This is a genomic window from Alphaproteobacteria bacterium PA2 (assembly GCA_002256425.1).
Lineage (GTDB): Bacteria > Pseudomonadota > Alphaproteobacteria > Caulobacterales > Caulobacteraceae > Phenylobacterium.
Window position 1 is genome coordinate 2881128 of sequence record NKIZ01000001.1, and the last position, 12620, is coordinate 2893747.

13 protein-coding genes are annotated in these 12620 nt (G+C 64.7%); 3 read left to right on the top strand and 10 right to left on the bottom strand.

Going from position 1 to position 12620, the window contains the following annotated elements:
* Positions 1-12: 12 nt before the first annotated feature.
* From CFE28_13850 to CFE28_13870, 5 genes are all read right to left on the bottom strand, one after another.
* Positions 13-747 (bottom strand): 16S rRNA pseudouridine(516) synthase, encoded by a 735-nt coding sequence (locus CFE28_13850; protein ID OYU70980.1) that lies wholly within the window; start codon positions 745-747, stop codon positions 13-15.
* Entirely contained in the window at positions 744-1652 is a 909-nt protein-coding gene (locus CFE28_13855; protein OYU70981.1) for a methyltransferase, read from the bottom strand. The genes CFE28_13850 and CFE28_13855 overlap by 4 nt, the downstream gene beginning before the upstream one ends.
* 5 nt (positions 1653-1657) lie before the next feature.
* Positions 1658-3259, bottom strand: coding sequence for a peptide chain release factor 3 (locus CFE28_13860; GenBank protein ID OYU70982.1), 1602 nt, complete (start codon positions 3257-3259; stop codon positions 1658-1660).
* Between the two features lie 75 nt (positions 3260-3334).
* On the bottom strand, positions 3335-3715 hold the full coding sequence (locus CFE28_13865; GenBank protein OYU70983.1) for a hypothetical protein: 381 nt from the start codon (positions 3713-3715) through the stop codon (positions 3335-3337).
* Between the two features lie 89 nt (positions 3716-3804).
* Positions 3805-4137 (bottom strand): hypothetical protein, encoded by a 333-nt coding sequence (locus CFE28_13870; GenBank protein ID OYU70984.1) that lies wholly within the window; start codon positions 4135-4137, stop codon positions 3805-3807.
* 221 nt (positions 4138-4358) lie between these two features.
* Here CFE28_13870 and CFE28_13875 point away from each other — a divergent pair, with 221 nt between their 5' ends.
* Positions 4359-5147: a hypothetical protein gene (locus CFE28_13875; GenBank protein OYU71720.1), complete on the top strand. Its 789-nt coding sequence runs from the start codon at positions 4359-4361 to the stop codon at positions 5145-5147.
* Here the strand turns inward: CFE28_13875 and CFE28_13880 are convergent.
* A complete protein-coding gene (locus CFE28_13880; protein ID OYU70985.1) occupies positions 5144-6775 on the bottom strand; it encodes a two-component sensor histidine kinase in 1632 nt (543 codons plus the stop codon). The genes CFE28_13875 and CFE28_13880 overlap by 4 nt on opposite strands.
* 162 nt (positions 6776-6937) lie before the next feature.
* Here CFE28_13880 and CFE28_13885 point away from each other — a divergent pair, with 162 nt between their 5' ends.
* The gene (locus tag CFE28_13885) at positions 6938-7369 is read left to right on the top strand and encodes a cysteine desufuration protein SufE (protein ID OYU71721.1); all 432 of its coding nucleotides are present in this window, start codon (positions 6938-6940) and stop codon (positions 7367-7369) included.
* On the opposite strand, the gene CFE28_13890 is transcribed toward CFE28_13885, so the two are convergent.
* From CFE28_13890 to CFE28_13905, 4 genes are all read right to left on the bottom strand, one after another.
* Positions 7366-7860, bottom strand: coding sequence for a histidine kinase (locus tag CFE28_13890; GenBank protein ID OYU70986.1), 495 nt, complete (start codon positions 7858-7860; stop codon positions 7366-7368). The two genes, CFE28_13885 and CFE28_13890, sit on opposite strands and share 4 nt — an antisense overlap.
* A gap of 182 nt (positions 7861-8042) precedes the next feature.
* Positions 8043-8465: a MucR family transcriptional regulator gene (locus CFE28_13895; protein ID OYU70987.1), complete on the bottom strand. Its 423-nt coding sequence runs from the start codon at positions 8463-8465 to the stop codon at positions 8043-8045.
* Positions 8466-8733: 268 nt separating this feature from the next.
* Entirely contained in the window at positions 8734-9963 is a 1230-nt protein-coding gene (locus CFE28_13900; GenBank protein OYU70988.1) for a hypothetical protein, read from the bottom strand.
* 84 nt (positions 9964-10047) lie between these two features.
* Entirely contained in the window at positions 10048-10932 is an 885-nt protein-coding gene (locus CFE28_13905) for an enoyl-CoA hydratase (protein OYU70989.1), read from the bottom strand.
* 143 nt (positions 10933-11075) lie between these two features.
* Here CFE28_13905 and CFE28_13910 point away from each other — a divergent pair, with 143 nt between their 5' ends.
* Positions 11076-12614: an acyl-CoA synthetase gene (locus CFE28_13910; protein OYU70990.1), complete on the top strand. Its 1539-nt coding sequence runs from the start codon at positions 11076-11078 to the stop codon at positions 12612-12614.
* Positions 12615-12620 lie beyond the last annotated feature (6 nt).

The following is a 12620-nucleotide window of genomic DNA, read 5'->3' on the forward strand; positions in this document are numbered from 1 at the left end:
GAATTTTCGGATTCAGCCGAAAATCGATGCCTGATCCTCCGGGTTCAGTATGCGCCAGCCGCCGGGCTCCAGGTCGTCCGGCAGGAACAGTCCGCCGATCCGGTCCCGATGCAGGCCGACCACATGGTTCCCCACCGCCGCAAACATGCGGCGGACCTGGTGATAGCGCCCCTCGGTGATGATCAGGTCTGCGGATTTCCCGGCGGTCGGAACCAGCTGGGCCGGGGCCAGGGGATCAGCCTCCCCCTCCAGCATCAGGGTCCCGGACGCGAACAGGGCGGCTTCCTCACCGCTGAGCGGGCGATCCAGCTCGGCGCGGTAGCGTTTGGCCACATGACTGCGTGGCGAGATGACCCTGTGCAGGAATGGACCATCATCGGTGATCAGCAGCAGACCGGAGGTGTCCTTGTCCAGGCGGCCGACGGTCGAAAGACCCGGCATGCGCGCCCGCCAGCGGTGGGGCAGCAATTCATAGACGCTGCGCCCGGGCTCCTTGTGCGAGCACACCACCCCGAGCGGCTTGTTCATGATCAGGGTCAGGGGGGCGGGCGGATCGACCGGCGCGCCATTGATGGTCATCTGGTTTGGCAGGTCGGCCGTCACCGGGACCTTGGCGCCTGAATCGGTCAAGGGCCTGCCGTCGAAAACGATCCTTCCAGCCTTGACCAGGGCCGCCACTTCCCTTCGCGATCCATAGCCGAGGTTGGCCAGAAGCCGGTCAAGCCGCGCCATGGGCGGACGGCTCATGCCTGGGCCTCATAGATTTTGTAGCCGCCGTCCTCGGCCCGGAGGTCCACCCGCCGGAAGGTTTCCTGGAGAACGGCTTCATAGGGCAGGTGACGGTTGGCCGTCAGCCAGCAGACCCCGCCCTTGCGCAGCATGCCCGCCGCCGCACGGATGAAGGCCTGGCCCAGGGCCCGGTCTTCCTGACCGCCGTCATGGAAGGGCGGATTCATGACCACGAAATCCAGCCCTGTCAGTTGCCCCTCCAGCTGCCGCACATCGCCCCAGACCACCTTGACCCGGGGGTCGTCCAGATTGTGCTCTGCGGCCCGGACGGCCCGGCGGTCCAGCTCGACAAGGGTCAGTTCGGAAACCCCCTCCCCGGCCAGAACCTTGAGGGCCAGGAGGCCAATGCCGGCGCCGAGGTCCGCACCCCGGCCCTTCAGATCGGGCAGGGTCTTCAGCAGGAGTTCGGTTCCCCGGTCCAGCCGGTCCCAGCTGAACACGCCCGGCTGGGTCCAGAGACCTGTATCGTCCAGTCGCCTGGGGGCGCCGGCTGCAAGTGCGGCGTCGAGACCGATCAGGGTCTCGGGTCGCTCCACCTGACAGAAGCGGTGATGACGCCTGGCGTCCTCGAAAACCTCACAGCCGAAGGCTTCCAGAGCCTTGCGCAGGCGCGAGCCGCCCTTGTCCTTGGGCGCAAAGACGGTGAGCTCGCCGCCAGCCTTCACGGCCCTCAGCGCCTGGGCGATCACATAGGCCCGCTCCTGGGTGCCGGGCGGCGCCAGGATCAATGCGGACCCGGCCTCCCCGGCTTCGAGGTCGGCAAGATCGGCAGATCCCGGAACCAGGGGAGAGACCTGCTCGGCCCCTGGCGGTATCTCGATCAGGCCCGGCGCTGGCCGGCCATAGAGCAATATGCGCCCCACGCGGTCTAACCCCGTTCCCGGGTGCGCTGGAATCCAAGGTCGGGAAAGCGCTCTGTCACATAGCCCAGTTCCCAGGCGGACTTGGCCAGGAAGACCGGCTGCTCATCAATATCGGTGGCCATGGCGGTCTTGTGCTTGTCGATGAAGTCCTTGATCTCCGCATCCTTGCCGGTCAGCCAGCGGGCCTCGGCGAAGGGGCTGGGCTCGAACATGACCTCCAGCTGGTATTCGTTGGCCAGACGGTCGGCCATGACCTCGAACTGCAGCTGCCCCACGGCGCCGACGATGAAGTCTGCGCCAAACTGCGGGCGGAACAGCTGGGTGACGCCCTCCTCCGCCAGACCTTCCAGCGCCTTTTTCAGGTGCTTGGCCTTGAGGGGATCCTTGACCCGCACGCGCTGCAGGATTTCAGGGGCGAAGTTCGGCAGGCCGGCGAACCGCAGCAGGCCGGTCTCCGACAGGCTGTCGCCCACCCGAAGCACCCCGTGGTTTGGAATGCCGATGACATCGCCGGCAAAGGCCTCCTCGGCCAGTTCCCGGTCCGAGGCGAAGAACATGATGGGGGCATTGACCGACAGCTGGCGGCCGGTGTTCTGGACCTTCAGCTTCATGCCCCTCTGGAACCGTCCGGAGCACAGACGCAGGAAGGCGATCCGGTCCCGGTGGTTGGGATCCATATTGGCCTGGACCTTGAAGACAAACCCGGTGACTTCGGGATCGCCAGGAACAATGTGGGTTTCCACAGCGGACTTGGTCGCGGCCACCGACTTGGGCGCAGGGGCATAGGCGCCGAGGCCCGCCAGCAACTGATCAATACCGAAATGGCGCAGGGCCGATCCGAAGAAGACCGGGGTCATGTGCCCTTCCAGGAATGACTGGGGATCGAAGGGCTTGGAGGCTTCCTGGATAAGCATCGCGCCTTCCTCCAGTTCGGCCTGCTCGTCCGGATCCAGATAGCTGACCACTGCATTGCCACCGAAGGCCACGGGCTGGGGGTGGCCCTCATCCTTGTTGTCGGCGGTGCGCTTGGCGAAGGGCAGGAACTGCTGGGTCCGCAGGTCCAGCATGCCCTTGAACCGCCCGCCCGAGCCGGCCGGCCAGAACAGGGGCGCGGGATCCAGGGCCAGCTTGGACGAGATTTCATCCAGCAGCTCGATGGGGTCCTGGGCTTCCCGGTCCATCTTGTTGATGAAGGTGACGATGGGAATGTCGCGCAGGCGGCAGACTTCGAACAACTTGAGGGTCTGCGGCTCGATGCCCTTGGCGGCGTCCAGCACCATGACTGCGGCGTCGGCGGCGGTCAGGGTGCGATAGGTGTCTTCCGAGAAGTCCTCGTGACCTGGCGTGTCCAGCAGGTTGAACATCAGACCTTCGTGGTCGAAGGTCATGACGCTGGCCGAAACGGAAATCCCCCGTTCGCGCTCGATCTTCATCCAGTCGGAACGGGTGCGGCGGTTCTCGCCCCGGGCCCGCACCTGACCGGCGGCGCGGATGGCGCCCCCTGCCAGCAGCAGGTTTTCGGTCAGGGTGGTCTTGCCGGCGTCCGGGTGGGAAATGATCGCGAAGGTGCGGCGGCGGGCCGCTTCGACGGAGGGTGACTGGCTCATGGACAGGCAGGTAGCGCGACCCGGCCTGTCAGGCAAACCGCGACGCGCATTTCGCCTGTTCTGCGGATCGGCCGATCAGGCCGCCAATCGACCCCAGACCAGCCGGTCCACCCAGATTGAATCCAGGCCATCGCCCTTCTGACGGGACACCAGATTGGCCATGACCTCGAAGGCCAGGTTGCAATAGCGGAACCCGACCTCTTCCGGCTTGCAGCCTTGACGGGGCGGTGTGAACTGGATGGCGTTGATGCCCGGAGCCTTGACGATGATAAGATAGGCCAGGCGTTGGGCGCGCTGGGGGTGGGTGATCTGCAGGTTCGGGTACTGGGAAAACAGCTCCCGTCCCAGATGCATCACCTCATCGAAACTCAGGCCCCGAAAACGGTGGCCCTGCAGTTCAGGAACATGCTCGGACGGTTCAATCTCGAGCACCGTATTGTTCATCAGGAAAAACATGAGCGGTATGCGTGACTGCCGGTGGATGTGAGGGGCCACCCTAGGTCGACACGCTTTCCGACCCCTTTTTGAATATGGGGAATTTTGCCTTAATCGCGCTCGACAGGCTCGGTCAGGAAGTGCCGGCCGTCGCGATCATCGATCTCGACCACCCAGATATCCGGATCCACCCGGACGGCCCGGGCGAAATAGGCGTCCAGGTCCACTTCCTGCTCCGACAGGTTTGGCCGCATCCAGACCTTTTCACCGTCACCGCGGGTGGCCTCGGCATAGAGCCGCGCGGTTCCCTGCCCGCGATTCAGCACCTTGATGAGCACACTGCCGGCCCTGGCGTCGCCCTTGCGGACCACCACGCCGAAGGCCCCGCCCAGCTCCGCCCGGCGGATCAGGGCGGCCACCCAAATGTCGGACGAAAACATCATGACGCTACAGGCCTCGATAACGGAACAGAAAGGCGGCGAACCTAGAGTGGCGGTCCGGAAAACCGACCATACAAGAAAAATACGCGCCCATGACGAGTCCGCACAGAACCGTGCGTCGCCCGGCTGATCGATGGATGGGACTGATCCTTGGCACAGGCCTTCTGGCCAGCCCGGGACAGGCCGCCGCAGGCAGCCTCGACCTCTTTTACGAACGCGCGATCATGTCTGTGGCAGGCGACAGATGCGGCCTCTTTGAGCCCGCAGTCGGATCAGCCCTCAATGTCGCCATGTACCAGGCGCGGGGGGCCGCCCTCAGGGCCGGAACCGACGCCACGGTCGTACGCAATCTGACTCAGAAGGCGGTGAACAAGGCCTATTCCGTACCCTGCAACTCTCCGGATCTGGAAAAAGCAGCTGGACGGGTGCGCATGGCCTTCGACAGCTACACCAAGATGCTGAAGATGGACTATCCCGGAGACATCGTCGGCTGGAAGGCTGACCGGGGTTCCAGCAATCTGGCCTTCCGCTGGCGCCTGACCCAGGATGTGACACAGGGCGGTGACCGGCTCCTGTTCGGCTTCGCCGGAAGATCAGGGGCCAACGCCCTGCTTGCCCTGGCCCATTTCAGGAATGAGCGCGCCCCCTACTCCGCCCGGCTGGTCATGCGTGATGAGCGACTGACCTCCGGGCCCTATCTGGACGCCCGGGGCGGCCCTCAGCGCAGTATCCCCCTGGATCGCCGCTTCGCCGCCAACGGCGCCCAGATCAGCTTCACGGCCGAGGCCCGCAGCTCGGCAGGGTCGGACCTGTTGCCCAAGGGCATGACGTCAGGCTGGGCTTTCCGGTTCCCCGCTGAGGCGGCCCGGGCCCTGGCGGCCCTGGATCCCCGCGAAGCCGTGGCGATCGATTTCATCTTCCCAGATGACTCCACCCGTCGACTCTATCTTGAGGTCGGAGACTATGCTGCCGGCCGCGCCTTCCTGCAGTCCGCGGGACGGCCTGCCGACTAGGCCCGGACAGGTCCGCGGGCCAGGACCGGCATGCGGACCGTGACCGTCGTCCCCTCGCCCAGCTGGCTTTCCATCAGCATTTCGCCGCCGTGCAACTGGGCGAAGGCCTTGACCAGGGACAGGCCAAGACCGGTTCCGCCAACCTTGTGGTCGCTGTCGCCCACCTGGGCATAGGGCCGCCCGAGCTTCTGCAGGTCGTCCGCGCTGATCCCGGCGCCTGTGTCGGCCACAATCAGTTCCAGATTCTGCCGGTCCTCGCGCAGGGTCACGGTGATCACCCCGCCCTTCGGCGTGAACTTCAGGGCGTTGGACAGCAGGTTCAGGGCGATCTGCTTGAGGGCGCGACGATCCGCCGACACCTCAAGGGGTTCCCGGGGCAGAAGCCCGCGCAGGGCGACCTCAGCCCGGTCAGCCTGGCCGCGCATCAGGCGCAGGACGGCGTTCACGGCCTCGCGGGCGTCGAAGTCTTCCAGATTGAGCTCGTACCGCTCGGCCTCGATCTTGGACATGTCGAGGACATCGTTGATCAGCTCGAGCAGGTGCGCCCCGGACTCGTGGATCATCTCGGGATAATCGCCATAGCGATCGGGGATGGGGCCAAACAGCCTTTGGCGCATGATGTCGGCAAAGCCCATTATGGCGTTCAGGGGCGTGCGCAGCTCGTGGCTCATATTGGCCAGGAACCGGGACTTGCCGGCGTTCTGCGATTCAGCGGTATCCCGGGCTTCCACCAGGGCCAGTTCCCGGGCCAGCTGTGGCCGCAGGTCCTGGATGGACCCGATCAGACGGGCATGGCCGATCCGCCGGAGACGCAGCTCCGCCCAGGCCGTTTCACCGTCGTTGGGGGCGAACCTCACGATGGCGGACCCATCGGTATGGGCAGTGTTGAGGGCTTCCTCGAAGGCGACGCCATAGCCAGGGCCTGCAAGACCACTCAGCCGGCTGTCCGGCCTCGCCAGGGCGGCAAGCTCGGCTGATCCCCTGCCCCAGCTGCGGTGAATCCGGCCGTCGGCGTCAAGGTCCAGCAGGAGGTCAGGCTGGGCCTGAAGGATCTCCCGGAGTTCCGTCTCGGCGAACTGGGCGCGGCGGGCGTCCACGGCGACCTGTCTGTGGAGCAGGACAAGGGCTGATCCGATGCCCATGGTCAGGGTCACAAGGGCGATGGCGCCGAGGGCCGCCGCAAGGGCCGGGTCCGGCGGCTGAGGCAGGGGCAAGGTAAACAACCAGGCGATGGAAACCCCGAGGCTCGCCAGGGTCACCGCCGTCGCAAAGGCCAGATGCCGGGGACGGCCCATGGCCGCGGCGCCCGCCAGGGGCGCCAGGTGCATCAGGCTGAGAGGGCCGCCAATGCCGCCCGTCAGCAGGGTCGCCAGCAGGCCGCACGCTCCCCAGAGGGTCAGCAGGATCTCATCAGCAATCTTCAGGGACGTCCGCGCAAGGACAAGTCCGGCCCCGGCCGGCAAGCCGACGAAGCAGAGGGCCAGCAGAACCCGCCCTGTGGTCAGGAACGGCGACATCAACAGCAGGCTTGCGCCCAGGGCCAGGGCAGCCAACCAGCAGGCATGCCACCAGTCCAGGTTGGACGGTGCATCCTCTACGCGGTCAATCTGGCCTTGTTGCGGTTCCACGAACGGGGGGCTTCTTCGTCATTTTCACCCGCCTCTCAGGTGGGCGAGGGACCCTACGCCCGCAATGGGGCCGGCGCGAGCATGCTCGCCCAATGGGTGATGTTGACCGATCAACTCGCCTGCGCTTGCCACGGCGATCGCCGCCGCCTAAGTCGCCTGACCATGACCGGCATCGACCAAGACCTTTCCGATCTCGCAGACGAATTCGAACTCCTGGGCGACTGGGAGGAACGCTATCGCTATGTGATCGAACTCGGCCGTGACCTGGCGCCCATGACAGACGCCGAGCGGAGTGAAGCCAACAAGGTCCGGGGTTGCGCCAGTCAGGTCTGGCTGGTGACCGAGCCGCAGGCCGATGGCGCCGTCAATCTTCGCGGCGACTCTGACGCCCATATCGTGCGGGGCCTGATCGCCGTCCTGCTCCGGCTGCTGTCGGGCAGGCCCGCTACGGAGATTCTGGCCTTTGACGCCCAGGCGGCCTTCGGGCGGTTGGGCCTGGCCAGCCATCTGTCGGCGCAGAGGTCCAATGGTCTGGCTTCCATGGTCGAGCGCATCCGCCGCGACGCCGCCGCCCTTTCGCAGCCCAAGGTCTAGGCCGCGCGAATTCCCGTGTGATGCTGGGTTTCGGGCTTCATGCCGATGACGGCGTCAAAGCCCAGGATCATGTCGACATCGACCCCGTTGGTGGCCAGGGGCAGCCTGAGCCAGAGAATGGAGATATGGGCGGCGGAACGCCAGGCCATGCTGTGCACACCCACAGCCGGGCGCCGATCATGAACGATCTTCGTCAGCTCGGTTTCCCAGTATTCGGCTTCCGGTGCGGTATAGACATCGCGCAGGGTCCGGCCGGTGATTTCCTGACCATAGACGCTGTACAGCCCCGTCCCCGCCAAGCGCAGACGGAATTCGAGCGGGTCTGATTTCACGTCGATCAAACTCAATGTCGGCAGAAGAGCCTTCAGGTCCTCAGGCCGTATATCGGAACGGCCGGGCAGCTTGGGCCCACGTTTGAGTCCCGCCCAATAGGCGAATAACTCCTGGTGCGCTCTAGCTGCCGCCGCAGAAGCCCCGATCTGCGTCGCCATAATAAGATTCCTTAACAACCCCTTGGAATCACAACGAATCGCTTATCGCCTGATCCGCGAATCGGCGGCAAGGCGAAATGTGTTAACGGACTCATTTTTCCCGGAGGCCGGACGCAGAAAAGCAAAACGCCCGCCGGTGAAAACCGACGGGCGTCCTGAATTCGCTGACGAATTTTGGAAGCTTACTTACCGCGCTTGCGGGGCGCCTGACGGCCGCCCTGACCCAGGCCCATCTGCTTGGCCAGGTCCGAACGCGCCTTGGCGTAGTTCGGGGCGACCATGGGGTAATCCTTGGGCAGGTTCCACTTCGCCCGATAGTCTTCCGGGCTCATATTGTACTTGGTGCGCAGGTGCCGTTTGAGGGACTTGAACTTGCGGCCGTCTTCCAGGCAGACCAGATGGTCCGGGGTGATGGAGCGGCGAACCGGCACTGCAGGTTCCTTCGGCGCAGCTTCAGGAACTTCGGCGACGCCGGTAATTCCCGACAGGGCGCGATGGACGCTCTGAATCAATCCCGGCAATTCCGCAGCGGAAACCGAATTGTTGCCGACATAGGCCGACACAATGTCTGCCGTCATTTCAATAACTTCTGATTTCTCGTCCATTACACAGGTTCCGTGAATAAGATCGTGATCATGACATTTGACTGATTCACAACATCAGTTGGGAAGGGCTCTTATACCTGGGTCTTGAGCCGCACAAGCAAAGATCAGAAAACAGGATGAATTCGACACCTCCAGTACTTTGTTTCCAAATCGAAACCGAATACCGATGTGATGTCCTCGGGAAGTGTGCGTGAAAATACCGTATGCCAGAAGTTGCAGGGATTGCATTGCTCCCCCCGCCTGAACGCCTCGATTGGGGTCCCGGAGCCTAGCTTGACTGGCCGAATTCGTGGCGCAGGGCCAGAAGGGCCGACTTCTGCGCCACTGAGTATTCATCTGACTCGAAGTCTTCACCATCCCGGATGGCGCGGATCAGGGCCGGCGTCAGGGCTGAAGACAATGACCAGTTCCAATACTTCAGGACGGTCTGCGCCCGGTCGACGGCGATCATGTCATAGACGGTCTGCACATAGGCGAACTGCGGGTCGGGACTGCCGTCGGGCGCCGTTTCGGGCCTGCGCAGTCCCCGCCAGAGCGCGCGCAGGGCGGCCTTGGGCAGACCCGTCGACTTGCAGAGTATGGCCAGGGGTTCTCCGCCGGGATCGGTGAAGATCTTGGCGCCCGTCATGGGCTTCAGGCCCGACAGGTATGAAATCTCTTCGGCGACTTCCCGGGTCAGGCCATACTGGGCCTCGGTGACAGCCGCCTCCAGGCTGTCATAGGGACTCTTCTCGATGGCCGCCCGGTTCCGCTGGCGACGCTCGATGAATTGCAGGGCCTTGCGGGTCAGGGGATCCTGCCAGCCCTCGGCCGCAGCGATGGGGAAGACGTCGCCGGCGGCCTCCTGGAGGACCTCCCGGGACACAGCGAAGCGCTGGAGGATCGTCCGGCGGACATCCCGGCTGGCCCACCAGAACAGCACATAGGCGTGGGAGGGCCGCAGTTCAGGGCGACGCAGCAGGGCGTCGGCCAGATTTCCCTCGCCCCGGGTGACGCCGACAATGGTCTCGACCGCAGAACTCGACAGCCGCGCCAGGTCATTGCGCAGCAGGCCCTCGATGACGACGGACTCCTCGAATTCCACCAGGACATCGGCAAGAACTTCGCTGACCCCCCGACGCAGGGCGATCAGTCGTCTGTGCTCGGCGTCGGTATTGCGGGCGCAGTCGATCAGATCGGAGTCGCACAGGGAGGCGCAGTCGACCAGAAGCACTTCGGCCACATCCAGCTGGTCGCGCAGCAGGACACGAACCAGACTGGCCGGAATCTCCGTCAGTCCCGACAGGCGCCGCGCCACCCGACGACGTTCGTCCGGCTGGGCTTCCCGCAGCATGTCCACCAGCAGGTCGGCCGTCACCGACCGCTCGAAGGCGTTGACCCGCGAACCCGGCAGGCTGACCACGTCGGCCAGACGCTTGAGCAAGGCCACACGCGACTTGAACGCCGCGGGCTGCGGCATTTCTCGCTCGAGGGCTTCGTTCAGGGAGGCTTGGCTCATGACTCCCGAAAGAACCACAACGCAGTTAACGAACCTTGTGCGGTGTGGCTTAACTTGCCTGCCTGGTCCCCTGTGGGAACGCCTCTAGCGGAATTCAGGCGCCTTCCAGTGATCCCAGATGTCGGGCAGGTCGGTGGAGACCTTGTCCGGATAGACCGCCGGCCGCTTCTCGAGGAAGGACATGACCCCTTCCTTGGCGTCGGCCATCTTGCCCCGGGCCTGGATGCCGCGGCTGTCGGCCATGTGGGCCTCGATGGGATGGCTGGCGCCGGCCATGCGCCAGATCAGCTGGCGGGTCAGGGCGATGGAGACCGGAGCGGTGTTGTCGGCAATCTCCCGGGCCAGGGTCATGGCGGCGGGCAGCAGGTCCTCTGGCGCATGGAGCGAGCGGACCAGGCCCTTGTCGAAGGCTTCCTGGGCCGGGAAGACGCGACCGGTATAGCACCACTCAAGGGCCGTCTGGACGCCCACCAGCTTGGGCAGGAAATAGGACGAAGCCGCTTCGGGGTTCAGGCCCCGACGGGCGAAGACCAGGCCGAACCGGGCTTCGGTGGAGGCCAGCCGGATATCCATGGCCAGCTGCATGGTCACGCCCACGCCGACGGCCGGACCGTTCACGGCGGCAATCACCGGCTTCTTGCTCTCATAGATGCGCAGGGTCAGCAGGCCGCCGCCGTCCCGCTGGACGCCTTCCTTGGTGCGGGCAGCCCTGTCGGCGCCGCCCCGGGCGTCATAGTCAAAGGTCTGGCCACCGGCGGACAGGTCCGCCCCGGCGCAGAAGCCACGCCCGGCGCCGGTCACGATCACGCACCGGACATCATCGTCGGCGTCGGTGAAATCGAAGGCCGCGATCATGTCCAGCATCATCTGGGTATTGAAGGCGTTCAGCTTGTCGGGCCGGTTCAGGGTCAGGACGGCGACGCCGTCGGCAATGTCCAGCTTGATGGTCTCGAAGGTGGGGGCGGTCATGGCGTGTCTCCCTGCACGAAGTGATTTTCTTGCACAGGGCCTGCTTGACGGACGGTCCGTCAAGCACCGCATATGAAAATCACAACGATAAATTCTTAGGGAACGGCCTCGTCCAGGCGGGCGCCGCACAGTCAGGAACAGCCATGCATCCGGCCACACACGCCCTCAATCACCCCGACCGCGCCGCCTATTTCATGGCCGGATCCGGCGAGACGGTCACCTACGCCCAGCTGAATGACCGCTCCAACCAGGGCGCCCAGCTTTTCCGGTCCCTGGGGCTCAAGGTCGGCGACGTCATCGCCCTGATGATGGACAACAACGCCCGCTATTTCGAGATCGCCTGGGCGGCCCAGAGGTCGGGCCTGTATTTCACCTGCATCTCGTCCAAGCTCAGCGCCGGCGAGATCGAGTACATCATGACCGACTGTGAGGCGAAGGTCCTGATCACCTCGCCGGGCGTCGGGCCAGTGGCCGATGAACTGCCCAAACTCGTGCCCAATGTGAAGCTCTACATGGTCGGCGAGGCCAGGGCGCCTTTCGAAAGTTTCGAGGCCGCCCGGGACGCAATGCCCGCCACCCCCGTCGCCGACGAGACCGCCGGTACGGACATGCTCTATTCGTCGGGCACCACCGGCCGTCCCAAGGGCATCAAACACCCCCTGGCCGGAACTCCGATTGATGCGCCAAACGGCCTGGCCCAGATGGCCCAGGGCCTGTTCGGGTTCAAGGAAGACAGCGTCTATCTCTCGCCGGCCCCGCTTTATCACGCCGCCCCCCTGCGCTGGTGCATGAGCGTCCATCGGCTGGGCGGCACCGTCGTGGTCATGGAAAAGTTCGATCCGGAGACGGCCTTGCAACTGATCCAGGACCACAGGATCGATGTGGGACAGTTCGTGCCCACCCACTTCGTGCGCATGCTCAAACTCGATCCGGCCATTCGCGCCAAATACGACGTCTCGTCCATGCGCAGCGCCGTCCACGCCGCCGCCCCCTGCCCCATCCCGATCAAGGAACAGATGATCCAATGGTGGGGCCCGGTGATCCAGGAATACTATGCCGGCAGCGAGGGTAACGGCTTCTGCTATATCGGCCCCAATGACTGGCTGACCCACAAGGGCTCGGTGGGCCGGGCGATCAATTGCGAAGTCCGGATCTGTGGCGAGGACGGCGAGGCCCTGCCGCCGCGCACCGAGGGCACGGTCTACTTCTCCGGCGGCGCCCCGCTTGTCTATCACAACGCCCCCGACAAGGTGGCCGAGAACACCAACCGCCACGGCTGGACCACCCTGGGCGATGTGGGCTGGGTGGACGAAGAGGGCTTTCTCTACCTCACTGACCGCAAGAGCTTCATGATCATTTCCGGCGGGGTGAACATCTATCCGCAGGAACTGGAAAATCTGCTCATCACCCACCCCAAGGTGGCCGACGCCGCCGTGGTCGGCGGCCCGCACGAGGAAATGGGCGAGCAGGTGATCGCGGTCATCCAGCCCATGAACTGGGCCGATGCGGGCGAAGACTTGAAGGCCGAACTCATGGCCTTCTGCCGCGCCAATCTCAGCCATGTGAAGTCGCCCCGCGTCATCGACTTCATGGCCGAACTCCCCCGCCACCCGACGGGCAAGCTCTACAAGCGCCTGATCCGCGACGCCTACTGGGGCAAGGAAGGCTCGAAGATCGTCTAGGGGGTC